Genomic DNA, 24,071 nt, shown 5'->3' on the forward strand with positions numbered 1-24,071 from the left:
CCCGGGCTCGCCCCGGGACCGGTGGAGGTCGCTCGGCAGGAGTTCTCGGCAAGGCTGCGCGTAAACACCGCCACCGGTTCCGGAGCAAAGTCCGGGATGACGATCATGCCCCGCGCTATCAATGCGTGGAGGCGGGCCGGGCCTTCTCCATCTCCAGCCGGTTGCGCCCCTTGGCCTTTGCACAGAACAGCGCCAGTTCCGCGCGCTCGATGGTGCTGTCGAGACTGTCTGCGATATGGGCGATGCTGGCGCTGGCGGTAATCGCGAAGCGGCTTTCGCCGACCTTGTGGCGCAGCTCCGCCAGCGTCGTCACCACCCGGTGGCAGATCGCCTGCGCCTGCTCGGGAGTGGTGCGCGGCAGCAGCACCGCGAAACGCTCCGAGCCGATCCGCGAGATGATGTCCTCGGAACGCAGCATCTCACGCAGGAGATCGGCGAAAACCACCAGCACCTCGTCGCCGGTCGATTGACCGTACTTCATGTTGATGGTGCGGAAAAAGTCGATGCTGAACAACGCCAGACAGCCGCTCATCTCCTTCTCGATCATGTGATCGAGCATCGAGATGAAGGCGGCGCGATTGGTCAGCCTGGTCAGGGGATCGGTATAAGTGGCGGCGAAGAGCTGATCCTTCAGGTGGCGCCGCTCGTCAATACTGCGCATGACACTGAGCGCGCCGTAGACGTTGCCCTCCTCGTCCCTCAACCCGCGCGTCCGGATTTCGAACCAGTGCTGTCGTTCGTCGGAGGTGATCGCCCTGAACTCGACCCACGCGCCCGTTTCGTTCCCCTCAAGCGCTTCGCTGTGGGCCTTTGCCACCTCCTGGCGATGCGAGGGTTCGACGAGATCGAGCAACCGGGCAGGCAGCCGCGCCTCCGGCGGACGAAACCCGAACCGCTCGAACGCTGGCGAAGCGTGAACAATGGCGCCTTCACGGTCGGTCTTCAGGATCACGTCCGACGTGGACTCCGCCAGGAGTCCGTAAAGTGTCGAACTTTCCTGAAGCGTGAAATTCATGCCCATCGTCGAATGCCCCGGACGCCCAATATCTGCACCAGCCGGAAGGAAACGGCCACGAAAGTCGCCCGCGCAGCTCATCCCGGAACAAGAAAAAACATCGACCGCGTCAGCCCCGTTATCTAACGCGATTACATTTTTCCTTTATTACTCATATATTTACTAAAAAACATCAGCCACGGAAAGCGGGATTGTGAAACGAACCCGCAATTAAGCCGGTGATCAGAGTTCGATCATGATCTTGACCTTGTCCGGCGTGGTCTCGACCGCTTCGGCAATCTGGCCGCGGCAGCGCGCGATCAGCTCCGGCAGCCCGACGATCGTGCGCCCGGGCCGCAGTTCCGCCGTGGTGACGCCAAGCGCCTCGGCGATCGGAACGATGCGATCCTCGATGGGGCGCGCGCGGTCCTGCTCCCAGGCCCAGACGGTGGGCTTACTGACGCTCAACCGCGCCGCGAGATCGCCCTGTGTCAGTCCCCTCAGCTTGCGCAGCCGGTGCAGCCTTTCGCCCAGCGTCTCGCCACCGATCGCGACCGGTCCCTGCACGTTGGGTGAAGCGTCGAGATCGACGCCGGGCTCCACCGCGCCGCGCAGCTGCGCGGCACTGAGCGTGTACTGCGACACCGGCCGGTCGAACGCGCAGCCGTAAAGCTGGCCGCTGGCCCAGACCACCCGGGCGTGGATCGGCCCTGCCTCGGGCAGGTCGACATCGATCGCCTCTTGGATCTCCAGCTCGGTTCCGCTCTCCATGAGCATGCCGGTTTCCGACAGATTGTGGATCGTGACCGGCGTTTCGGCGCCGGACTTCAGCGCACCCTGCGTTTGCAGCATGAGTCTGCGACGGTGCGCTCCCCGCCGGGTGCCGCCGCCGTCAACTTCTTCGAAATGGGCCCCTATGGGCATGGTTCGTACTCCCGCGAGTGGCCGAATCGTCCACCCTCGCGGTTAAGATTCGGTTAGCAGCCGGCTTAACCCTGCTCGGGGACCGCCCACTCCGAGGTGCGGAGCATGCCGGAACGCCCGGCACGGGCGATGAGCGGGGGCTACGCAGGCCGGAATTTTACCGGCTAAAGCTCGTCTTAGCCCCACCCAAGTCATTCTGGCTGGCATGGAAAGGCGATTGCGCCCACATGGCCCGGCATGGATGCGAATTCCGCCTCGAACCCCCGCGAAGGCACCGTCGGCACCGTCCACCTCGTCGGCGCCGGTCCGGGCGATCCCGACCTGCTGACGCTGCGCGCCGCGCGCCTGCTGATGTCGGCGGGGCTGATCGTGCATGACGGGCTGGTCGATCCCGCGATTCTGGGCATGGCGCGCCAGGGCGCGCACCTCATCTCCGTCGCCAAGAGCCGCTCACGCCACACCATGAAGCAGGACGCCATCAACGCCCTGCTGGTCAGCGAAGCGCTCGCCGGCAACGATGTCGTGCGCCTGAAAGGCGGCGACCCCTTCATCTTCGGACGTGGCGGCGAGGAGGCGGAGGCCTGCCGCGCGGCCGGTGTCCCGGTGGAGGTCGTCCCCGGCATTTCCTCCGCGCTGGGCGCCGCAGCAGCCGCGCAGATCCCGCTGACGCACCGCGACCACGCCTCGATCGTCTCGTTCGTCGCCGGCCAGTGCAAGGGGCTGACCGACCAGGACTGGTCCGGTCTTGCGGGCAAGGGCCGCACCCTCGTCATCTTCATGGGGTTGGCGACCGCGCCGCTCATCACCGAGAAACTGATCGAGGACGGGCTTGCCCCCGACGTGCCGGTGGCCGTGATCGAAAGCGCGACCCGCAAGGACATGCGTGTGCTGCGCGCCTCGCTGGCCGGGCTTGCCGATCTCGTCCGGGATGAGAAGGTGCAAAGCCCGGCGCTCATCGTTATCGGCGACGTGGCAAGCGCCGAATCCGACAACACCATTCGCGACATTGCGCTGGAAAGTGGCGCGCTGGAGGCAATCAAGTGAAGATCCTGACGGGCAATGACCTCAAAACCGGGGCGGTCATCTGGTGGACCGGCGTGGGCTGGTCGCTCGACGTCAACAATGCCGCCGATGTCGGCGAGCATGGCGCCGCGGTGATCGCGCGGGAGGAAGGCGCCCAGAACGTCTTCGCCGCCTACGTCATCGACGGCGAAAAGACCCCTGAGGGCGTGCGCCCCGCACATATCAAGGACCGCATCCGGGCGCTTGGCCCGACGGTTCGTCCGGACCTGACGCTCAAGCCGTCCGATCCCGAAGCCGTGAACTGGGTGATCTGATGGATTTGGCCATCGTCATCCCGGACTTGATCCGGGACCGGTGGCAGTGTTTACGCGCGGCCTCGCCGGGAAAGCGTGCCGAACGACAGCCACCGGTCCCGGGTCAAGCCCGGGATGACGACAGGCTTGGAGTAACGTAGAATGTACAAGTACGACCAATACGACCAGCAGATGGTCGACACGCGCGTCGCGGAATTCCGCGACCAGGTGCGCCGCCGCCTCGACGGAGACCTCACCGAGGACCAGTTCCGCCCGCTGCGCCTGCAGAACGGCCTCTATCTCCAGCTCCACGCCTACATGCTGCGCGTTGCGGTGCCCTATGGCACGCTGAACAGCGCGCAGATGACCATGCTGGGCGACATCGCGGACAAGTACGACCGCGGCTACGGCCACTTCACCACGCGCCAGAACATCCAGTATAACTGGATCAAGCTGGAAGACACGCCCGACATCCTCGCCGATCTCGCCTCGGTGGAAATGCATGCGATCCAGACCAGCGGCAACTGCATCCGCAACATCAGCTCGGACCAGTATGCCGGAGCCGCCGCCGACGAGATCGTCGATCCGCGCCCTTATGCCGAGCTGCTGCGCCAGTGGTCGAGCTTTCACCCGGAATTCCTGACCCTGCCGCGCAAGTTCAAGATCGCGGTGATCGCCAGCGAGACCGACCGCGCGGCGATGAAGCTGCACGACATCGGCATCAAGATGGTCCGCAATGATGCGGGCGAGATCGGCGCCCAGTTCTACGTCGGCGGCGGCATGGGCCGTACCCCGATGATCGGTCCGATGATCCGCGAGTTCGTGCCGCTCGACCAGCTCATCACCTATTCGGAAGCCTGCCTGCGCGTCTACAACCGCTATGGCCGGCGCGACAACAAGTACAAGGCGCGCATCAAGATCCTCGTCCACGAGCTGGGCAAGGAGGAATACACGCGCCAGGTCGAGGAAGAGTTCCGGCACCTGCTCTCGCAGGGCGTCGAGCCGCCGCTGGCCGAACTGGAGCGCATCGGGCAGTACTTCGCCGATCCGGCCTATGAGACCGGCCTTTCGGACGAACTCGACCTGTCGGACCCGGATTTCCGCCTGTGGGTGGAGCGCAACTGCCATGCCCACAAGCAGGCCGGCTACATCATCGCCACCGTCAGCCTGAAGCCGGTAGGCGGCATTCCGGGCGACGCCTCGGCGGACCAGATCCGGCTGATGGCGCGGATCGCGAAGGACTATAGCTTCGACGAACTGCGCGTCACCCATGCCCAGAACATCGTCTTCCCGCATATCAGGAAGGTCGATCTCTACGCGATCTGGCAGAAGCTCGACGAAGCGGGCCTGGGCACCGCGAATCTCGACACGGTGGGCGACATCATCGCCTGCCCCGGCCTTGACTATTGCTCGCTGGCCAATGCCCGCTCGATCCCGGTCGCGCAGAAGATCTCCGAACGCTTCGGCAGCCCGCAAAAGCAGGCCGAGCTTGGCGAGCTGAAGCTCAAGATCTCCGGTTGCATCAACGCCTGCGGCCACCACCACGCGGGCCACATCGGCATCCTCGGCGTCGACCGCAAGGGCGTGGAGAACTACCAGCTCCTGCTCGGCGGCTGCGAGGGCGCGGATACCTCACTGGGCAAGATCACCGGGCCGGGCTTTGACGAGGACGGGATCGTCGATGCCGTCGAAAAGGCCACCAAGGTCTACCTCGCCAACAAGCAGGGCGAGGAGCGCTTCCTCGACACCTACCGCCGTATCGGCATGGAGCCGTTCAAGGAGGCGATCTATGGTTGATCCGCTCCCCCGCCTGCCGTTCGTGTCGAGCGAAGTCGAGACACGCCGCGCAACGCCTCTCGACTTCGCTCGAGGCGAACGGACAACTTTGCGTTTGAAGGGCAAGTTCTGATGGTTGAAGTGCAGTTCCGGTTCCGTGACGACGAGGCTGTCAACGATCCCGCGGTCACGGTCGGCACTTTCGCCGAACAGACCAACGCCACCGCTGTCCGGATCGAACCGGGCGACGATGCGCGCGACCTGATCCCCTACCTCGACCGGTTGCGCCTGATCGAGGTAAACTTCCCGGCCTGGACCGACGGGCGCGGCTATTCCTCTGCCCGCGTGCTGCGCGAAGCAGGTTTCGACGGCGAGCTTCGCGCCGTGGGCGACGTGGTCATCGACATGCTGAGCCACCTCAAGCGCTGCGGCTTCGACGCCTTCGCGCCCGATCACGCGCTCAATCCGGCCGACGCCGAAGCGGCATTCGCGCGCTGGGACAACGTCTATCAGGCCACCGCCGACGGCCGCAAACCGGTCTGGGCGCTGCGCCACCAGAGCTGAAAGGGTTTCACAGGATTAGCGATATGAACGAACTGGCACGCATCCGTGACCGCATCGACACCGGCCCGCGCTTCGCGGAAGCCGATGCGGTGCGCCTCAACCGTCTTTTCCGCGGTACCGACACGCTCGAAATGCTCGAGACGGTGCTGAAGGAACGCATGGCGGGCGATGTCGCGGTCGTGTCCAGTTTCGGCGCGGAATCTGCGGTGCTGCTGCACCTCGTCTCGCGCGTCGACCCCACGGTGCCGGTCCTGTTCCTCGAAACCGGCAAGCACTTTTCCGAAACGCTGGCCTACCGCGACCAGCTCGTCGAACGCCTCGGCCTCAAGGACCTGCGTAATCTTGCACCCAATGCCGAGGAACTGACGAAGAAGGACGAATCCGGCCTGCGCTGGTCCTACGATCCCGATGGCTGCTGCGAGATCCGCAAGGTCAAGCCGCTGGCCAAGGCGCTGCTCGGCTTCGACGCCTCGATCACGGGCAGGAAGGCATTCCAGGCTTCCACCCGGGCCACCCTGCCGCGTTTCGAGATCGACACCACCGACGAACAGGGCCGCCTGAAGATCAACCCGCTGATCGACTGGAGCCCGGAACGCCTCGCCGCCTACATCGCGGAACACGACCTGCCCCCGCACCCGCTGGTGGCCGAAGGCTATCCCTCGATCGGCTGCATGCCCTGCACCAGCAAGGTTGCCCCGGGCGAAGACCCGCGCTCGGGCCGCTGGAAGGGTTGGGACAAGACCGAATGCGGCATCCATGCGCCCGGACAGGAAGGCCCTGCCAGCGAACTGCCTCCCGGCTTCGATCCGGTATTCTGAGGCGCGTCAGCGCCGCTGCAGCTTCATGTGAACGGTTCCGGGCGTCGTATCGACGGCGCTGACGTAGAAGTCCTTGCCGGGCCGTCCGGGGCCGAAAAGCGGTGTTCCCCCGCCGGTCGAGCGGGCGACCACGCGCAGCCACATTTCGTCCGCCATGCCGGAAAGCAGCGCCGCCTCGACAGTGCTGGCCTCCCCGATCGCCAGCACCGCCTTGTCGCCGGCGGCCGTCTTGGCCTGCTCGAAGGCTTGCGCGAAGCTGGTCACGAAGTGGAAGCTGAGGTGGTCATTTTCCTTGGGGCGGCGTTCCGGCTGCACATCGGTGACGACGAAGATCGGCGCCTGAATCTCGTAGTTGTCTGCGAACCAGTCCGGATCCTCGACCGTTTCGAACGAACGGCGGCTCATCACTACTGCGCCGCACGCGTCGATCAGTGGAGCGAGCATTCCTGTCCGATGCGCGTCCTCGACGCGAACAACGCTTCTGCCGCGCGCATCCGCACAAAAACCATCCAGGCTGGTGGCGGCGTCAATGATCATCCTGCCCAATCCGCTCTCCCAAGGTCGGGCTAATCCGAACGGAGTACACGTTATGTGGCCAAGTGAAAAGCCTTCGATTAGTTCCCGGCTTGTCGCGCAATCCGACAAGCGGAACGAACAAAAACGACGAACAGACAGTCCTGCATGCAATCCGCTGTGCAGCATCGCTCGCACACATGATGAATATTCGATCTGTCTCAGTCGATCATCATCAGGCTCGCATTGCCGCCGGCGGCCGTGGTGTTGATCGAAGTCGAGACTTCCTCGAGCAAGGCATCGAGCGGCCATTCCAGAGCCCGTTCCGGCAATGGAGCATAAACCGGGACGATTGGCCCCGGCAGCGCCGCCACGGCTTCGCTCGCCGCCCTGATCGCGTCGGCACCCCCCTCGACAAGGGCGGCCGCGAAAGGTTCGCCGGGGACGGCGCGGAATGCCTCGGCAATCGCGGCGGGCAGTCCGCGCGGAAGTTCCATCCCTTCGACGAAGCCGCGATTGCCCGTGGCGAGAACCGCCGCCATCTGTGCCAGTTGGCCCTCCCGGCTCTGCGGGCGTATCAGGATCCGGCCGCGCGGATGGAGCGCGTAGAGATTGCGTTCGCCGACCGGCCCCGGCAGCGCCAGCTCCGTACCGAGCGCCGAGGCCGACCCCATTTCCAGCGCCCGTTTCGCCGCCGCGGCCTCACCCTGCGCTTCGAGCCAGGCGGCGAAAGGCGCGAGCAAGGCCCCCGGCCTGCCCGACGGCGGCAGGACCTGCGGCGGCTGTGCGACCAGGCGGCCGAGGTAGAGCGGCCCTCCCGCCTTCGGCCCGGTGCCCGACAGGCCGCGACCACCGAAAGGCTGCACGCCGACGATCGCGCCGATCATGTTGCGATTGACGTAGAGATTGCCCGCCCTCACCCGCGAAGCGACTTGCGCCACCGTACCGTCGAGCCGCGTGTGCAGACCAAAAGTGAGGCCATATCCCGTGCCATTGATCTGTTCGATCAGCTTGTCGAGGTCGGCGCGGCGGTAGCGGATCACGTGGAGCACCGGCCCGAAGACCTCGCGTTCGACATCCGCGATCGAATCGATTTCGATGATGGTCGGGGCAACGAAAGTGCCGTTCGCCGCACCGATCGGCATCGCCGACCGTTCGACATGATGCCCCCTGCCACGCATCGCTTCGATATGGGCGGCGATGTTGTCGCGCGCCTCGGCGGTGATGACGGGCCCGATATCGACCGCGAGACGGTCCGTGTTCCCGACCCTGAGTTCGGCCAGCGCGCCCTTGAGCATGCCCAGTGTGCGCTCGGCGATCTCCTCCTGCAGGCACAGCACGCGCAGCGCGGAGCAGCGCTGCCCCGCGCTGTCGAAAGCCGAGGTGATGACGTCGGCCACGACCTGTTCGGCCAATGCCGAGGAATCGACGATCATCGCATTCTGGCCGCCTGTTTCGGCGATCAGCGGAATCGGCTTGCCCGCTTGCGATAGGCGCGGGGCAAGCTGGCGCTGGATCAGGCGCGCCACTTCGGTCGAGCCCGTAAACATCACCGCCGCCACTTCCGGCGCATCGACCAGCGCGGCGCCGAGTTTACCGTCGCCCGGCATGAACTGCAGCGCGTCGACCGGTACGCCCGCCTCGTGCAGGATCCGCACCGCCTCCGCCGCGATCAGCGGGGTTTCCTCCGCCGGCTTGGCGAGCACCGGATTGCCGGCGACCAGCGCGGCCGCGACTTGCGCGGTGAAGATCGCCAGCGGGAAGTTCCACGGGCTGATGCAGATCACCGGTCCGAGCGGCTTCTGCTCCACCCCCAGCGTCGCCCGGGCCTGCACCGCATAGAAGCGCAGGAAATCGATCGCCTCGCGCACTTCGGAAATGGCATTGGCGGCCGACTTGCCCGCCTCCCGCATGATCAGCCCCATGAGCATTGGCATGCGATCCTGCAGCATGTCCGCCGCGCGCTCCAGCATCCGCGCGCGTTCGCATGTCGACACCGCATGCCACGCGCTCATCGCGGCGCGAGTGACGGCAAGAGCCGCCGCCTCCGGCTGCACTTCGACCACTGTACCGATCACGTCGCGATGATCGCCCGGATTGACGACCTTGCGCGCCACGCCTTCGCCGCCCTCGGGCACAGCATACCAGTCGCGCCGGGTCGACCGGCGCAATTGCTCCGAAAGTGCGGCAAGCGCCTGCTCGTCGCTGAGGTCGATTCCGAAGGAATTGCGGCGCGCCGGGTAGAGATCGCGCGGCAGGGCGATCCGGTCATGCGGGGCGCCGGGGACCGGCATGGCGCGCACCAGGTCGACCGGATCCGCCACCATCTCCGCGACCCGCACGGAAGCGTCGGCGATGCGGTGGACGAAGGAGGAATTCGCACCGTTTTCCAGCAAACGGCGCACAAGATAGGCCAGCAGCGTTTCGTGCGTGCCGACCGGGGCGTAGATGCGGCAGGGCCTGTCCAGCTTCGCCTTGCCGACCACTTGGCGGTAAAGCGGCTCGCCCATGCCGTGGAGGCACTGGAACTCGTACTGGCCGACGGTGAAATCCGGCCCGGCTAGATGATAGACCGTCGCCAGCGTCTGGGCATTGTGCGTCGCGAACTGCGGGAACACCGCCTCGGGCGCCGCCAGCAGCTTTCTGGCGCAGGCGATGTAGGCGACATCGGTGTGGTCCTTGCGAGTATAGACCGGAAAGCCCACCAGCCCCTCCACTTGCGCGCGCTTGATCTCGGCGTCCCAGTAGGCTCCCTTGACGAGGCGCATCATGATCCGCCGTCCGGCGCGGCGCGCGAGATCGATTATCCAGTCGATCACGAAGGGACAGCGCTTGCCATAGGCCTGCACCACGAATCCGAGGCCGTCCCACCCCGCCAGATCGGGATCGAGAGCGAGGCTTTCGAACAGGTCGAGCGAGATTTCGAGCCGGTCGGCTTCCTCGGCGTCGATGTTGAAGCCGATGTCGTGGCGCTTCGACAGCAGCGCCAGCGCCTTCACGCGCGGCAGCAGCTCATCCATCACGCGGTCCGCCTGCGCGCGGCTGTAACGCGGGTGGAGGGCAGAGAGCTTGATCGAGATGCCCGGCCCTTCGTAGACACCCTTGCCGGCGGCCGCCCGGCCGATGGCGTGGATCGCGTTCTCGTAGTCGGCATGGTAGCGCGCCGCATCGGCCGCCGTCACGGCCGCCTCGCCAAGCATGTCGTAGCTGTAGCGGAATCCCGCCGCCTCCAACTCGCGGGAGCAGCGCAGGGCCTCGGCAATCGTCTCGCCGGTCACGAACTGCTCGCCCATCATCCGCATGGCAAGGTCCACGCCGCGCCGGATCACCGGTTCGCCCGCGCGAGCCACCAGCCGCGCAAGCGCCGCCGAAAGCCCCTCGTCGTCGACGCTGCCAACAAGCCTGCCGGTCACCACCAGCCCCCAGGTCGCGGCATTGACGAAGAGCGACTTGTCGCCGCCGAGGTGCCCGCTCCAGTCACCCTCGGCGATCTTGTCGCGGATCAGGGCATCGCGCGTCTCGTTATCGGGAATGCGCAGCAGGGCCTCGGCAAGGCACATGAGAGCGACGCCTTCCTGGCTCGACAGGGAGTATTCCTGCACCAGCGCCTCGACGCCCGTACCCTTGCGATGCGCGCGCAGGGCGGTGACGAGCCGGGTCGCGGTCTCGCGGATCGGCTCGCGCAGCGAACCGGGCAGGCTGGCCGCCCCGATCAGCGGCGCCACGCACTCGGGCTCGCTGCGGCGATAGGCCGAGGTGATCCTCTCGCGCAGCGGTGATGCCATACGAACGGGCGGTGCGAATTCGGCAAAGGGAAGCGTTCGGGCCATCCCCTATGATAGCGCAGACAGGCCGGGCGTTCCGACTTTTCAAAGCATCATGATGGACCTATTCAACCAAATATTGAGAAATCTACAGGAACAATGGATGGATAAGTCTTCCAAATCAGTCGATCTGGATCATATCGACCGGAAGATCATTGCCGCGCTGCGCCGGGACGGACGCATGACGGTGACCGATCTTGCGAAGGAAGTCGGCATATCGAAAACCCCATGCCAGGTCCGCATGCGCAAGCTGATCGATACCGGCGTCATTCGTGGCTTTCGCGCCGTGGTCGATCCGGCCAGCCTCGGCCTCGACCATGTCGCCTTTACCGAAGTGAAACTCTCCGACACGCGCGAGGAAGCCCTCAGCGCATTCAACGCGGCGGTGCGGGAACTGCCTGAAGTGGAGGAATGCCACATGATCGCCAGCAGCTTCGACTATCTGCTCAAGGTGCGCACCGCAGACGTCCGGCGGTACCGCATGGTCCTCGGCGAGAAGATCTCGAGCCTGCCCCATGTCGCCAGTACCTCCACGTTCGTGGCGATGGAAACGGTGAAGGACGCAAGCAGCTAGCGAAGGGTTGCAGCCTGACGCTCGTCGCAAGGCGAGACTGATGCTCTGATGCAACTCAAGACCCGCTGCGCAAGAATACGTACAATTCCTGCTTTGCGACGCCCCTGAAATTCTGCAATATGCTCCTGAAAGGCCATTTCTGGTCTTGCCGGCGTTGGGAGAGAGCGCGCCGGGGAGAGAAAAATCTTTCTCCGGCGCGCCGATTCTTCGCAACCGCAGCACACCATAATTCTTACCGGAAACTCTGTGTTCTTGCGGGGAACCGTTTTACTTCCATGCAAACACTGTTGTTGTGCATACGATGCTCCCCGCAGATGCAGCAAAGAATCAGATCGCGATGCCGCAGGTGCAAAAGGCGCCGTTTCGCCCCGGCCCTCGCCTTCCGATTCGCGCTTCGCGTGCGCCGATGTCTCCTGGCGATTGACCTTGCTGCCCGGCGACGGCACTGACCGGTCCCGTGAGCACGCCTCCATCCCCTGCCGCCGGCGCACCCCGAGAGAGCACCTCCCGCCTGCTGTGGTCGATCGCACTGCCCGCGATGCTGACCAATTTCGCCACGGCTCTGTTCGGCATTGCCGACATGTGGGCAATCGGGCGACTGGGCGATGCGCCGGCGCAGGGCGCGGTGGAACTGGGCGCCAAGTACATGATGGCGCTGCTCAACGTCTTCAACTTCCTGCGCACCAGCACCGTCGCGCTTACGGCCCAGAGCGCCGGGCGCGGCGATACCCCCGGCCAGTCCGAAACGCTGGTCCGCGCGCTCGCCGTCGCGCTGGCCATCGGCGCGCTGCTCCTGATCGCCATGCCCTGGTCCATCCCCCTCGGGCTCGACCTGCTGGAAGCCGAAGGCCGGGTTCGCGCCGGTGCCTCCGAGTACATCGCCATCCGCTACTGGGCCGGGCCGATCTGGCTGGGAAACTGCGTGCTGATCGGCTGGCTCATCGGTCAGCGGATGGTGCGGCAGGTGCTGGTCGTGGAGGTCGCCGCGAATGTCGTCCACATCGCGCTCGACCTGCTGCTGGTGCTGGTCGCGCACTGGGGCGTGGCGGGCGTCGCGGTGGCGACGGTCAGTTCGGAGGCGCTCAAGTTCGCGCTGCTGGCCGCGATCGTCTTGCGTCACCCTGCCGCGCGGGAATTCCGGGCGACGATCCGAATGCGCATCACATGGCAGCAGGAAGCGCTTCTTCGCCTCTTCGCGCTCAACCGGGATCTTTTTGTCCGCACCTTGCTGCTCACCGGGGCGATCCTCATCTTTGCCCGCACCGGCGCGCAGCAGGGGCCTGTAACGCTGGCGGCAAACGGCATCCTGTTCCAGCTCTTCATGCTATCGACCCTCCTTCTCGACGGCTTCGAGAGCGCATCGCAAGTGCTGTGCGGAGAGGCCCGGGGTGCGCGCGATCGCAAGCGCTTCGTCGCGGCCGTGAAGGCGGCACTGGCCTGGGGCGGGTTGACCGGCCTCATCCTGACCGGCGCCTACCTGCTGACCGGCGCCGGGCTCGCGGCCTGGTTCAGCACCGATAGCGATGTCGTGGCCGAGTCCGGAACATATGTGTTCTGGGTAGCCCTGCTGCCGCTGCTGGGCGTGGCATCGTTCGTTCTCGACGGGGTATTCATCGGTGCCGGATGGACGCGGGCCATGCTGGGTACGATGGCGGTCGCCATGGCGTCCTATGTGACGCTGCTCTGGCTGCTGGAGCCTCTGGGCAACCACGGGCTGTGGCTCGCCTTCGCGGCATTCTTCCTCGTCCGCGCGGCCGGGCAGTTCGGCGTTCTCCCGCGCCTGACCTCACGCAGCTTCAGCGCTTGCGATAGATGACGCACAGGTTGTTGGCGGGCATCTCCACGAACCGCTCGAAGGCAAGGCCCTGCCGTTCCGCCGCCGCACTGACATCCTCGAGCAGGCGCAGGCCCCAGCGCGGGTCGCGGAGTTTCAGGCTCATGTCGAAATCGGCATTGCTCGGCTCGAGCGGATACCCCTCGCGCCGATAGGGCCCATAAGTCACGAGCCGCGCGCCGGAAGGCAGGATGCGTCCTGCCCCGGCCAACAGCCCGAGCGTGGCCTCCCATGGACTGATGTGAACCATGTTGATGCAGACCACCGCGTCGGCCTGGGTAATCGGCCAGACCGGCGCGGCCGCATCGAGCATGACCGGGGCGAGGAGGTTCGCCGGTCCTTCGGCGTCACGCCAGGCCGCGATCGATGCCAGGGCGTCGGGGTCAGGGTCGGACGGCTGCCACTCGACACCCGGAAGACCGCGCGCGAAGTGAACGCCATGCTCACCCGTCCCGCTGGCAACTTCGAGCACGAGACCGGCGGGCGGCAGCACCTCGCGCAGCACCGCAAGGATCGGGTCGCGATTCCGGCCGGTGGCGGGCGCATGGCGTCGGGCGTCGGTCATGCCATGGGATTAGGTGGACGTCAGCGGGGCCGCAAGCCTCAGTCCCAGAGGCCCATGCTTTCCCCGTTGGCCTTGTCCGTCACCACTTCGCCGCAGGCCACGCTGTCGTCGATAAATCCGCTGAAGCGCGAGCGCAGGGCGTCGAGGCTGATGCGCCGCATCTCCTGATCGCTGAACCCGGCGGCGAGGATCGCAGCCAGCGCCCGCTGCTTCTGCGCGATCAGATCGATCGCCTGCAATTCGCGGACATGTTTGCCGACGAAGCCCGAATCCCGACAGAGCACTTCCCCTAGCGCCTCCACCTCGGCCCCGAGTTCGTTGAGCACTTCGGCCATGGCAAGGAATTTCGGTTCGTGTCTCATCGCGTTCAGGCGGCCAGCAGACCTTCGCCTTCAGCGCTCAGCGCCTGCAGGTCGAGCACCATGACCATCTTGTCCTCGATCGCGGCGAGCCCTTCGAGGAACGGCACGACGCTGTCGTTTCCGGTCGTCGGCGGCGGCTGGAGGCTGTCGCTGGCGAGCGCCACAATGTCGCTCACCGAATCGACGATGAGGCCCTGCGCCTGGCCATTCACATGGCAGACGATGATCGCGTGGCGCGGGGTGGCCTCGGTCGCCGGCCAGCCGAGCCTCGCGGAAAGGTCCAGCACGGGCAGCACCGTGCCGCGCAGGTTGACGACACCGGCGACATAGTCCGGCACGCGCGGCAGCGGCGTCACCGGGGTCCACGCGCGGATTTCGCGGATGGCCATGATGTCCAGCGCGAAGATCTGGCCCGCAAGTTCGAAAGTGATCAGTTCACGATGCATAACCTCGTTCCTCCTTGAACGATTGCCTACTGAAAGCCGAATCAGTGCGCGACACGGCGCACCGCCGCGACCAGTTTTTCGGTATCGAACGGCTTGACGATCCACCCGGTCGCTCCGGCGGCGCGGGCGCGGGCCTTTTTCTCGTCGGAACTCTCCGTGGTCAGCACCAGGATCGGCCGGTCGCGATGCCGGGTTCCGCCACGTACCTGCTCGATCAGGCCGAAGCCGTCGAGCCGCGGCATATTGATGTCGGTTATCACGACATCGACTTCGTTGACCGCAAGCCATTCCAGCGCCGAAACGCCGTCATCGGCCTGCGACACCGCAAAGCCGTTGCTTGTCAATGCATGGTTGAGCAGGGCGCGCATCGACGCGCTATCATCAACAGTAAGAACTCGGGTTGTCCTGGACATCGGATGCCTCATTTCTTCAGAACAGTTCGACTTCGCCACGCGGTACCTGGCTGAATACGGGTTGGGATTTAGCCTCGGGTGCATCCGAAGCGGCGACGGTACGGCACCGGACTCTTCCGGAAGCCGGTCTGAAATCGACCCTGCGCGCGCAAACGCCACCCAGGTCCTCGCGGACCAGTTCTATCCGCTCGCGCAGGAGAAAACTTCGGGCGAACTCAGCGTTGGCGGTGCCGATCTGCTGCATGCCGGAACGGATGTTCGCCCCGCCATAAAGGTGCGCGCGCAGGCGATTCTTGTGAGCGCCGTGGGCAAGCATTTCGTTGATCAGCATTTCCATCAGGTAAACGCCGTAGTGTACGTCCACTTCGCCGCGACTGTGGGAAGCAGGCGGCTCGGGCAGGAGGAAATGGTTCATGCCGCCCAGCTCGATCTCCGGGTCGAACAGGCACGTGGCAACACAGCTGCCAAGCACGGTGCTGAGTTCGACGCGCGGCCCGGCGCTGATCTTGAATTGCCCCTGCATCACGGTCAGCCGTACGCTGTTGCCGGGGGGCGAATGGACAAGAGTGGCCATGGTCAGGCCGCCTTGCTCAATGCGTGATGCGCGATGCGGCCGAGAGGGGCAACGACGCCCGCCGCCCCCAGGGAGATGGCGGCGCGCGGCATGCCGAACACGATGCATGTGCTCTCGTCCTGGGCAATGGTATGGGCGCCGGCCCTGCTCATCGCGAGCAGCCCCTTCGCGCCGTCCTGCCCCATGCCGGTCAGAAGAATTCCGACCGCGTCTCCGCCGACGCACTCGGCCACCGAATGGAACAGCGAATCGACGCTGGGCAGGTGGCCGGAGACCGGATCTCCGGCGCGCAGCTTGGCATAGAGCGTGTCCGCCCCCTTGACCGTGAGGTGACGGCCCGGGGAAGCGGCGAGATAGACGTGTCCCGGCTTCAGCGGCATGTCATGGACCGCCACGTCCACCTTGGCGGGGCAGACCTGATCCAGCGTGCGGGCGATCGCGCCCGCGTAGCGGGCATCGACGTGCTGCACGACCACGGTGGGCGGACAGTCCTGCGGGAATTCGCGCAGGAGCACCTGCAGCGCCTCCACGCCGCCGGTTGAGGAGCCTATGGCGATCAGCCGGGTGTCGCGCCGGATCGAGCGGCGGCTCTGCTCGGCCATGGACGGCGCCGACCTGGCCGGCTGGCGATAGCGCACTTGCGCGGCCTGGCGGATCAGGGCCCCCAGGCGTCCGCTGTCCTCCAGCGCTAGCTTTCCGGAAGGATCGTATTTCGAATAGCAATCGACCGCGCCAAGCGCGAGCGCGCGGGCCGTGACCTCGTTACCTTCCTGCGTGGAGCCGGAAACGATGATGACCGGCGTGGGTCGCAGGGTCATGATCTTCTCAAGGAAATCGAGCCCGTTCATGCCCGGCATCTCGATGTCCAGCGTGACGACATCGGGATCGAGCCGCTTGATCATCTCGCGCCCTTCGGCCGCGTTCGACGCCGTGCCGACGACATCGATGTCAGGCTGCTCGCGCAGGCGCGACATCAGGATCGCGCGCATGGTCGCGGAATCGTCGACGATGAGAACCCGGATCGTCATGCCACCCTCCGCCTGTAGATCGTCGGCCCGACGAGTTGCAGCCGTTCCGCCGCCGGACCGGTGACGCGCTCGGAATGACCGATGTAGAGATATCCGCCCGGAAGCAGCGCGTCGTAGAAGCGCTGGACGAGACGTTCCTTGGTGGGATTGTCGAAATAGATCATCACGTTGCGACAGAAGATCACGTCGAATCTGCCCTTCATCGGCCACTCGCCGTGAAGGTTGAGCAGGCGAAAGCGTACGATCGAGCGGATCGCGTCGGTCATCGAGACTTCGCCGTCCTTGTCCTGTGTCCACGCCTTGCGCAGCGCTTCGGGCATGCGCTTGAGTTCATTCTCGGAATAGATGCCGGCCTCGGCCTTGCGGATCGCATGAGGTGCAATGTCGCTCGCCAGGACGCGCAGGTCCTTGCGGGTCAGGTTGACGCCCGCCGCCCGGTCCTGCCCGAGCATGGTCATCATGATCGACCAGGTCTCTTCCCCGCTCGAGCACCCCGCCGACCACAGGCGCACGGGCTGGCGTTCGTCCAGCTTGGCCACCAGACGAGGACGAACCTCGTCACGCAGGTGTTCGAAATGATGCGCCTCGCGGTAGAAGAAGGTGTGATTGGTGGTCAGCGACGCCATCGCGCGGCTCATTTCGTCGCTGTCCGTGCGCAACCTCTCGATATAACTGGAGAAGGTCACGCAGCCTGCTTCGCGCACCAGCGGCGCAAGGCGCGAATAGACCAGCATCGCCTTGCCTTCGGGCAGCACTATGCCGACTGCGCCGTAGACGAGTTCAGCCACTTTCGCGAAGTCAGCGGCACTGTAGATGTCAGGGCTGACGCCGGGGATCGACTTGGACAAGGCGGACGACACGCTCATGCGGCCTGCCGCTCCATGCCGGGCAGTGCGCAGGCGACAAGGCCGTCGACATCGAGAATCAGCGCCACGCGCCCGTCGCCCAGGATCGTCGCCCCGGCCACGCCGTCGACCGGACGGAAGTTCGTCGCGAGGCTCTTGATGACGAACTGGCGCTGATCGCAGATGTCGTCAACCAGCAGCGCGGCCTGGCCGGCGCTCTCGGTGTCGACGACGATCAGCACGCCCTCTTCGGGCGCTTGCGCGCCGCTCTTCCAGCCCAACGCATTGCGCAGCGCGATGATCGGTATGAAGCGTCCGCGCACGTTGAGCATGTCGCGGCTCACGCCGAGGCCCTGAACGTCATCCTGCCCCGGACGCAGGCTCTCCACGACATTCGCGAGAGGGACGACAAGCGTCTGATCGCCGACGTTGACGATCATGCCGTCGGAGATTGCCAGAGTCAGCGGCAAGGTAAGGATAAAGTTCGTGCCCTTGCCCGGCGCGCTCTCGATAGTGATGCGTCCGCCGAGTTCCTTCACGTTCTGGCGTACGACATCCATGCCGACGCCGCGGCCGGAAATGTTCGAAACGGTCTGCGCGGTCGAAAAGCCCGGCGCGAAGATGAGGTTGTCAATTTCTTCGGCTGAAAGCTGCACGTCAGGGCTGACGATGCCCTTTTCGATCGCCTTGGCGAGCACGCGTTCCCGATTGATGCCGCCCCCGTCGTCGCCGATCGAGATGACTATGCGGCCTGAGCGGTGCTCGGCCGAAAGCGTAAGCGTGCCTTCCGGGTCCTTGCCCGCGGCGATGCGGTCTTCGGCGCTCTCGATGCCGTGATCGACGGCGTTGCGGATGAGATGCGTCAGCGGCTCGCCGAGACGCTCGACCACGGTCTTGTCGAGTTCGGTACTCTCACCGGAAACTTCCAGCTTCACATGCTTGCCGGTGGAGGAGGCAAGATCGCGCAGGATACGCGGCACCCGGCTGAAGACGCTGCCGATCGGCTGCGCGCGGATCGACATGGCGCTTTCCTGGATGTCGCGCGTCAGGCTTTCAAGAAGCGCGAGTTCCTCGGTCGCGGAAATCCCGGCCATGCCCAGCCGCTGCACCAACATGGCCTGCGCGATCACGAGTTCTCCCACAAGATCGATCAGGCGATCGAGCTTGAACAGGTCGATACGGATCGACTGGCCTGCTGCCGGCGGAGCCGGTGTCGAAGCGGCGGCCGCCGCAGGTGCGGGCGCGGCCTTGTCGTCGGCCTTCGCCTCCGGCGCCTGAGGACGCTCGACCGGCGTGGATAGAACCGCGCTATCGGCCGCAGGCGACGGTTCACCGGCCGTGGCCGCGCTCGCGGGCTTGGCGACGGGTCTCGGCGGGCTTTGCGCGATCTTCAGCGGCGGGATGTCCTGGTCCTCGCCGAAGGCCAGCGCGCAGTCCTCGCCGATGAAATCGAAGATCTCGCGCACCGCGGTCTCCTCGACTTTCTCCGGCATCGAGAACGTCCAGCCGAGATACCCCTGAGCCGGATCGAAGCCGTCGAGTTGGGGAATCTGTGACACCTCGCAGTGCGCGCATTCGCCGCCCAGCGCCGCGATTTCGCGCAGCATGAGAATGGGCTCGCTGCCGTTGCGCATCGCGCCGGCATGCGGGCGCAGATGCACTTTCCAGCGCTTTTCGCCGGCGGCAGGCGCCTCGTTCGGCTTGCTGAAATCGGCAGTGAGATCATCGAGCAAAGCGTCCAGATCGAGTCCGAAATCCTCCTCGCCTTCCGCGATGTCGGCCACTTCCGGCTGCGCGTCCTCCGCGGCGGCAGGAATCGGCGCACCGGCGTTGGCGGCCATCGACGCTTCCATTTCCGCGATCAGCGATGCATCGCCGGGTGCGTCTCCGCCCTCGCGGGCCGCTTCGACATGGTCGGAAAGCGTATCGAGCGCGCGCAGGAGAAGGTCGACGAGCTTGTTCTCGATCGGCACCAGGCCTTCACGAACGTCGGACAGCAGGGTCTCGAACGTGTGCGTATAGCCTTGCAGCGCCGCATAGCCGAAAGCACCGGCTCCGCCCTTGATGGAATGGACGGCGCGGAACACGGCGTTGACCGTGTCTGTGTCATGCGTGCCGGCCTTGCAGGCCGCCAGGCCGCTTTCGGCGGCGGCAAGCGATTCCTCGCATTCGGCGAAAAAGATCTGCTGGATTTCTTCGGGGCTCATGGCTTGCTCTACTCGAAGAGTTCTGAGGTAAGGCCGGTCAGGGCCGCGACTTCCTTGAACTGCGGTGAGGCGGTGATGACCGCTCCGCCGCCGCTGCGCCGTGCCGACACGAGAAGCTGCAGCATCGCCTGGCCGACATGCTCCACCCCGGTAGCGTCGATCGCGGTCGGGTCATCGCTCATCGCCGCGACAAGTTCGGGCCAGAGCGCTTCTGTAGCGGCACGGTCGCAGCGCGCCGGCAAGGTAATGCTGTTCATGTTGCCCCCAGTCATTCGCCGTTGGTTACCTCATCGCTCTTCAGGCCGGGTGTCGTCCGGCCTTGGGATTTGCCCCTAGCCGCCGGGTAATACGCCAGTGTTTCCAGATGCTTGGCCACCAAACGTCGCGGCATGGTAAACAGCGCGTCGACTTCGATCACTCCCGGCATCCGATGTTCCCCGCTTGCGAAGGCCGGCGTACCGACCTGTTCCCCACCCAGAGCGGGCGAATTCCCCGGTTGTTAACCTTGATATCCCGAACACGCGGTTTGCGGCGGCCTCAGGCGAAGCCCGTAGCGAGATTAAGGAGTTTGATCGCACCCAGCATGATACCCGTCGCGGCAATCGATGGTCTGATAATGAAAAGGGTCCCCCATGCACGAGGCACGCGTTCTGGTAGTCGACGATTCAGCGGCCATGCGCGCCCTGTTCTGCGACGTGTTGGAGCAAACGAAGAACGTCCGCGTCGTCGGCACGGCGGCGAACGCCGCCGAGGCGCGGGACCGCATCCCCGAACTCATGCCGAACGTGGTCACGCTCGACGTCGAGATGCCGGGGATGAGCGGCATCGAGTTCCTTGAGGAGATCATGACGACCAATCCGCTGCCGGTGGTCATGCTCTCCAGCTTGACACAGAGCGGCACAGAAACCTCCCTCAAGGCCTTTGAACTGGGTGCGGTGGAGTGCTTTCCCAAGCCCCTCAAGGCGACGCCCGAGCAGTTCGCCAAGACCGTCGGCAAGCTGGGCAAGATCGTGCTCGCGGCGGCCAATTCGAACGTACGCGACAAGCCCCGCAACCGCGGTCCCAAAAGTGACGACGGCGGCTATGTCAGCAACGGCAAGATCGCGGCGTTCAGCGCCTCGATGGGCGGCGTCGACGCGCTGACCGAAGTGCTGTCGCGCTATCCCAGGAACTGCCCGCCGACGGTGATCATCCTGCAGACCGAGCCCGTGCTGGCGCAGATGTTCATCGAGCGCGCGAACAAGGACTTCTCATGCGCCGTCAAGGCGGCCACCGACGGCGCCGAACTGTCTTCGGGGACGGTCTACATCGCGTCCGATCCGGGCAAGCACGTCATCGTCGAACCGGGTTCGCCCGCGAGGCTTCGCATGGTCGAGCGCGACCCGGTCGAAGGCTTCCGCCCATCCGCGACGCTGCTGTTCGGCTCCCTCTCGCGCGGGAACATGCCGACCATCGGCGCGGTGCTGACCGGCATGGGCGAGGATGGCGCCAAAGGGCTCAAGCTGCTGCAGGCCGCCGGCTGCCGCACGCTGGCGCAGGACCGCACCACGGCGACCGTGCCGCAGGCGCCGGCCGCCGCAGTCGAAGCCGGCGCGGTCGACGCCGAGCTGAAGCTGGAAGACCTGGCGGCCGACGTGCTGGCCAACTGCGGCGCCGAAGGCTGATCGGGACCGGCTGATCCCGGCAACGACCGGGCGCCGATATCCCCAAATTTGCTGCATCGCAGCGCGCGCCGTCTTGACTTGCAACGCCGCTGCGGCTTCGGTGCGCCGCGATGGACCTGACCTTTACCGCGATCCTCCTCGGCATAGTCGAGGGCCTCACCGAGTTCCTGCCGGTCTCATCGACCGGGCATCTCATTCTCGCCACCGAACTGTTCGGCTATGATGCCGGACAGTGGGCGACGTTCAACATCGTCATCCAGCTCGGCGCTATCCTGGCGGTTATTGTCCAGTTCTGGCGCACCTTCTGGGCTGTGGGATGGGGAATGCTCCGCCTGGAACCGATGTCGATCCGATTCGTGCGCAATGTCCTGATCGCCTTTCTGCCATCCGCGATCATCGGCCTGGCACTCAAGGATTTGATCGACCAGTTGCTGGGGCAGCCCAGCGTCGTCGCCTGGGCGCTGATCGCCGGCGGCATCGCGATTCTCGCGATCGAGAAAGTCGCGAAGCCCGGTCCGCTCACCGGTGTCGCCGAGCTACCCGCCAAGCAATGCCTCGGCGTCGGGCTGGTCCAATGCCTCTCCATGGTGCCGGGCGTCAGCCGTTCGGGCGCGACGATCATGGGCGCGCTGGCGATGGGCATAGAGCGCCGCACGGCGGCCGAATTCAGCTTTTTCCTCGCGGTCCCGACGATGATGGGGGCCACCACGCTCGAACTGTGGGGCGCGCGCGAGAAACTGGCCGCGGGCGTCGGGCCGGTGGGCTGGAACGAGATCGCGGTGGGCTTCGTGGTATCCTTCGTGGTGGCGCTGGTGGTGATCAAGGCGTTCATGGCCTTCGTCAGCAGGTCCGGTTTCGCCCCCTTCGCCTGGTATCGCATCGCCGCCGGCGCGCTGGCGCTGTTCCTCCTGTCGCGAGTCTGACCCGCGATGGGCGGCAAGCGCAAAGGCAGTCTGGGGCGCAAAGCCTACGAAAAGCTGCTGGAGCCCATGGAAGAGGAACTGGCGGGAATGGCCCGCTGGGCCGCCACCACCGGCGCGCGCATCGCCGTTCTGTTCGAAGGCCGCGACACTGCCGGCAAGGGCGGGGCGATAAACGCGATCACAGCTACGCTCAATCCGCGCCAGGTACACGTCGCCGCGCTGGCCGCTCCCGGTGAGCGCGAACAGGGGCAATGGTACTTCCAGCGCTACGTGCCCCACCTGCCGGCGAAGGGCGAGATCGTCCTGTTCGACCGCAGCTGGTACAACCGCGCCGGCGTCGAGAAGATCATGGGCTATGCAACGCCCGCGCAAGTCCAGGCATTCCTGCGTGATGCCCCTGTCTTCGAGAAGATGCTGGTCGACGATGGCATCATGCTGTTCAAGTACTGGCTCACCTGCGATCAGGAACAGCAGGAGGAGCGCCTGTGCGAACGGCTGGAGGACCCGCTCAAGCGCTGGAAGCTGTCGCCCGTCGATCTTGCTGCGCGCAGCCAGTACGGCGCCTATACGCAGGCGCGTGAGGAGATGCTCGAAGCGACGCACACTACCCATGCGCCTTGGACCCTGGTGGATTTCAACGACCAGAAGCTCGGAAGGCTGACACTGATTCGCGATTTGCTAAACCGCCTGCCGGATACGCATGTCGAACCGCCGCCGCTGGAGATGCCGCCCCTCAATCACGAGCCCTTGAAGGAAAAATTCGGCGTTCTCGACCCGATCAGGCCGTTTCCGGTGGACTGACACGCTTGACTTTGCGCCGCCGCTGACGCAAGGGCCGCAACCTTGAAGGGCGGCGCTCATGCACCGCCCTCGATGGTTTTCAACAAAACATGCCGGCCGCCAGGGCGGCTGAGACAAGAGATTACAGGAACACGCCATGGCGAAGCCCGCAACCGTCAAGATCCGGCTGGTTTCCACTGCCGACACCGGATTCTTCTATGTCACGAAGAAGAATCCGCGCAACACGACCGAAAAGATGAGCTTCCGCAAGTATGATCCCGTCGTGCGCAAGCACGTCGAGTTCAAGGAAGCCAAGATCAAGTAAGGTTCACGAAGCATTCAAGGCCGTGTACCTAGAGGCATGGCCATGACACGCATTCGCATGAATCTTCGCAACTGTGCTGGCGCGGCCGCTTTGGCCGCGCTTGCCGTTCCAGCTATATTTCCGAACGCCCCGGCGCTGGCCGCCACGCAATCGGAAAAGGCACAGCTAAATCAGGTCGTCGAGGCCCTGCGCGGCATCTCGACTATGCGGGCGGATTTCGTCCAGACCGATCGCAGCGGCCAATCGGTGACCGGTACTCTGACGCTCAAGCGCCCGGGGCGGATTCGTTTCCAGTACGAAAAAAGCGTCAACATGCTGATCGTCAGCGACGGCAAGGCGCTCACCATGGTCGACTATGACGTCAATCAGGTGCAGCGCTGGCCGATCAGCAACAGCCCGCTGGGCGCCCTGCTCGATCCCAAGCGCGATGTCGCGAGGTACGGCACGATCAAGCCGACCGGCAATCCCGACGTGGTCAGCGTCGAGGTGCGCGACAGCAAGCATCCCGAATACGGGATCATCACCCTGATCTTCACCCGCGATGCCACGGCGCCGGGGGGACTCGAACTGGCCTACTGGGTCGCGCTCGATTCGCAGAACAAGCGCACGACAATCCAGCTCAAGAACCAGCGCTACGGTGTTCCTGTCACTGACAAGGACTTTCGCTGGACCGATCCGCGCCCGCGGGTCCGTCGATAGGAAACAACACCTTGTCGCTCCATGTGCGCCGCTTGCGACAATCTGCGACATTTTCCTGAATTTCGTTCACTTGGCAGCAAGCCAACCGCCCCTACATTGAACT

At 65.1% G+C, this 24,071-nt stretch carries 26 protein-coding genes; 12 read left to right on the forward strand and 14 right to left on the reverse strand.

All coding sequences use genetic code 11. The annotated features are described in order from the left end of the window. Positions 1 to 118 precede the first annotated feature (118 nt). Together IEX32_RS16020 and IEX32_RS16025 are read right to left on the reverse strand one after the other, a co-directional pair. On the reverse strand, positions 119 to 1,015 hold the full coding sequence (locus IEX32_RS16020) for a GGDEF domain-containing protein (RefSeq protein ID WP_229736418.1): 897 nt from the start codon (positions 1,013 to 1,015) through the stop codon (positions 119 to 121). A gap of 222 nt (positions 1,016 to 1,237) precedes the next feature. After that, on the reverse strand, positions 1,238 to 1,918 hold the full coding sequence (locus tag IEX32_RS16025; protein WP_188772560.1) for a helix-turn-helix domain-containing protein: 681 nt from the start codon (positions 1,916 to 1,918) through the stop codon (positions 1,238 to 1,240). A gap of 237 nt (positions 1,919 to 2,155) precedes the next feature. Between IEX32_RS16025 and cobA the strand changes: the two genes are divergently transcribed. The 5 genes from cobA to IEX32_RS16050 all read left to right on the forward strand — a co-directional run bounded on the left by cobA (position 2,156) and on the right by IEX32_RS16050 (position 6,392). After that, entirely contained in the window at positions 2,156 to 2,962 is an 807-nt protein-coding gene (cobA, locus tag IEX32_RS16030; RefSeq protein ID WP_188772561.1) for a uroporphyrinogen-III C-methyltransferase, read from the forward strand. After that, positions 2,959 to 3,255, forward strand: coding sequence for a DUF2849 domain-containing protein (locus tag IEX32_RS16035; protein WP_188772562.1), 297 nt, complete (start codon positions 2,959 to 2,961; stop codon positions 3,253 to 3,255). The genes cobA and IEX32_RS16035 overlap by 4 nt, the downstream gene beginning before the upstream one ends. A 141-nt stretch (positions 3,256 to 3,396) precedes the next feature. Further along, positions 3,397 to 5,031, forward strand: a complete 1,635-nt coding sequence (locus tag IEX32_RS16040) for a nitrite/sulfite reductase (protein WP_188772563.1) — start codon at positions 3,397 to 3,399, stop codon at positions 5,029 to 5,031. 111 nt (positions 5,032 to 5,142) lie between these two features. Continuing rightward, entirely contained in the window at positions 5,143 to 5,574 is a 432-nt protein-coding gene (locus IEX32_RS16045; RefSeq protein WP_188772564.1) for a DUF934 domain-containing protein, read from the forward strand. 23 nt (positions 5,575 to 5,597) lie between these two features. Beyond that, positions 5,598 to 6,392: a phosphoadenylyl-sulfate reductase gene (locus tag IEX32_RS16050; RefSeq protein ID WP_188772565.1), complete on the forward strand. Its 795-nt coding sequence runs from the start codon at positions 5,598 to 5,600 to the stop codon at positions 6,390 to 6,392. Positions 6,393 to 6,398: 6 nt separating this feature from the next. Here IEX32_RS16050 and IEX32_RS16055 read toward each other — a convergent pair whose 3' ends face one another. Both IEX32_RS16055 and putA read right to left on the reverse strand, forming a co-directional pair. Then, a complete protein-coding gene (locus tag IEX32_RS16055) occupies positions 6,399 to 6,797 on the reverse strand; it encodes a dihydrofolate reductase family protein (protein ID WP_229736419.1) in 399 nt (132 codons plus the stop codon). 329 nt (positions 6,798 to 7,126) lie between these two features. Continuing rightward, a complete protein-coding gene (gene putA, locus IEX32_RS16060; protein WP_188772566.1) occupies positions 7,127 to 10,735 on the reverse strand; it encodes a trifunctional transcriptional regulator/proline dehydrogenase/L-glutamate gamma-semialdehyde dehydrogenase in 3,609 nt (1,202 codons plus the stop codon). Between the two features lie 97 nt (positions 10,736 to 10,832). On the opposite strand from putA, the gene IEX32_RS16065 reads away from it, so the two are divergent. Together IEX32_RS16065 and IEX32_RS16070 are read left to right on the forward strand one after the other, a co-directional pair. Further along, entirely contained in the window at positions 10,833 to 11,303 is a 471-nt protein-coding gene (locus IEX32_RS16065; RefSeq protein ID WP_188772567.1) for an Lrp/AsnC family transcriptional regulator, read from the forward strand. A 457-nt stretch (positions 11,304 to 11,760) separates the two neighbouring features. After that, the gene (locus tag IEX32_RS16070) at positions 11,761 to 13,119 is read left to right on the forward strand and encodes an MATE family efflux transporter (RefSeq protein ID WP_229736420.1); all 1,359 of its coding nucleotides are present in this window, start codon (positions 11,761 to 11,763) and stop codon (positions 13,117 to 13,119) included. Here IEX32_RS16070 and IEX32_RS16075 read toward each other — a convergent pair. Genes IEX32_RS16075 through IEX32_RS16120 form a run of 10 tightly spaced genes read right to left on the reverse strand, consistent with a single transcriptional unit; the run spans position 13,100 to position 20,004 of the window. Further along, entirely contained in the window at positions 13,100 to 13,702 is a 603-nt protein-coding gene (locus IEX32_RS16075) for a DUF938 domain-containing protein (RefSeq protein ID WP_188772568.1), read from the reverse strand. The two genes, IEX32_RS16070 and IEX32_RS16075, sit on opposite strands and share 20 nt — an antisense overlap. Positions 13,703 to 13,740: 38 nt before the next feature. Next, positions 13,741 to 14,037: a hypothetical protein gene (locus IEX32_RS16080; RefSeq protein ID WP_229736421.1), complete on the reverse strand. Its 297-nt coding sequence runs from the start codon at positions 14,035 to 14,037 to the stop codon at positions 13,741 to 13,743. Positions 14,038 to 14,069: 32 nt separating this feature from the next. Beyond that, complete coding sequence (locus IEX32_RS16085) at positions 14,070 to 14,510, reverse strand: chemotaxis protein CheW (RefSeq protein WP_188772569.1); 441 nt, start codon at positions 14,508 to 14,510, stop codon at positions 14,070 to 14,072. A gap of 41 nt (positions 14,511 to 14,551) precedes the next feature. Then, complete coding sequence (locus IEX32_RS16090; RefSeq protein ID WP_188772591.1) at positions 14,552 to 14,923, reverse strand: response regulator; 372 nt, start codon at positions 14,921 to 14,923, stop codon at positions 14,552 to 14,554. A gap of 16 nt (positions 14,924 to 14,939) precedes the next feature. Then, positions 14,940 to 15,497 (reverse strand): chemotaxis protein CheD, encoded by a 558-nt coding sequence (locus IEX32_RS16095; protein WP_188772570.1) that lies wholly within the window; start codon positions 15,495 to 15,497, stop codon positions 14,940 to 14,942. A gap of 2 nt (positions 15,498 to 15,499) precedes the next feature. Then, positions 15,500 to 16,525, reverse strand: a complete 1,026-nt coding sequence (locus IEX32_RS16100; RefSeq protein ID WP_188772571.1) for a protein-glutamate methylesterase/protein-glutamine glutaminase — start codon at positions 16,523 to 16,525, stop codon at positions 15,500 to 15,502. Then, on the reverse strand, positions 16,522 to 17,391 hold the full coding sequence (locus IEX32_RS16105) for a CheR family methyltransferase (RefSeq protein ID WP_188772572.1): 870 nt from the start codon (positions 17,389 to 17,391) through the stop codon (positions 16,522 to 16,524). The genes IEX32_RS16100 and IEX32_RS16105 overlap by 4 nt, the downstream gene beginning before the upstream one ends. Beyond that, entirely contained in the window at positions 17,388 to 19,577 is a 2,190-nt protein-coding gene (locus IEX32_RS16110) for a chemotaxis protein CheA (RefSeq protein ID WP_188772573.1), read from the reverse strand. Before IEX32_RS16110 ends, IEX32_RS16105 begins: the two co-directional genes overlap by 4 nt. A gap of 8 nt (positions 19,578 to 19,585) precedes the next feature. Next, entirely contained in the window at positions 19,586 to 19,834 is a 249-nt protein-coding gene (locus tag IEX32_RS16115) for an STAS domain-containing protein (RefSeq protein WP_188772574.1), read from the reverse strand. Between the two features lie 11 nt (positions 19,835 to 19,845). Next, positions 19,846 to 20,004: a hypothetical protein gene (locus IEX32_RS16120; protein ID WP_188772575.1), complete on the reverse strand. Its 159-nt coding sequence runs from the start codon at positions 20,002 to 20,004 to the stop codon at positions 19,846 to 19,848. Between the two features lie 205 nt (positions 20,005 to 20,209). On the opposite strand from IEX32_RS16120, the gene IEX32_RS16125 reads away from it, so the two are divergent. The 5 genes from IEX32_RS16125 to IEX32_RS16145 all read left to right on the forward strand — a co-directional run bounded on the left by IEX32_RS16125 (position 20,210) and on the right by IEX32_RS16145 (position 23,968). Further along, complete coding sequence (locus IEX32_RS16125) at positions 20,210 to 21,241, forward strand: chemotaxis protein CheB (protein WP_188772576.1); 1,032 nt, start codon at positions 20,210 to 20,212, stop codon at positions 21,239 to 21,241. 110 nt (positions 21,242 to 21,351) lie between these two features. After that, positions 21,352 to 22,164, forward strand: coding sequence for an undecaprenyl-diphosphate phosphatase (locus tag IEX32_RS16130; RefSeq protein ID WP_188772577.1), 813 nt, complete (start codon positions 21,352 to 21,354; stop codon positions 22,162 to 22,164). Between the two features lie 6 nt (positions 22,165 to 22,170). Further along, on the forward strand, positions 22,171 to 22,965 hold the full coding sequence (gene ppk2, locus IEX32_RS16135) for a polyphosphate kinase 2 (RefSeq protein WP_188772578.1): 795 nt from the start codon (positions 22,171 to 22,173) through the stop codon (positions 22,963 to 22,965). Between the two features lie 136 nt (positions 22,966 to 23,101). Further along, the gene (gene rpmG / locus IEX32_RS16140) at positions 23,102 to 23,269 is read left to right on the forward strand and encodes a 50S ribosomal protein L33 (protein WP_054945942.1); all 168 of its coding nucleotides are present in this window, start codon (positions 23,102 to 23,104) and stop codon (positions 23,267 to 23,269) included. 42 nt (positions 23,270 to 23,311) lie between these two features. Further along, the gene (locus IEX32_RS16145; protein WP_229736422.1) at positions 23,312 to 23,968 is read left to right on the forward strand and encodes a LolA family protein; all 657 of its coding nucleotides are present in this window, start codon (positions 23,312 to 23,314) and stop codon (positions 23,966 to 23,968) included. Positions 23,969 to 24,071 lie beyond the last annotated feature (103 nt).

Origin of the sequence: Novosphingobium endophyticum (genome assembly GCF_014640675.1) — a bacterium.
In the GTDB taxonomy this organism is placed as follows: Bacteria; Pseudomonadota; Alphaproteobacteria; order Sphingomonadales; family Sphingomonadaceae; genus Novosphingobium; species Novosphingobium endophyticum.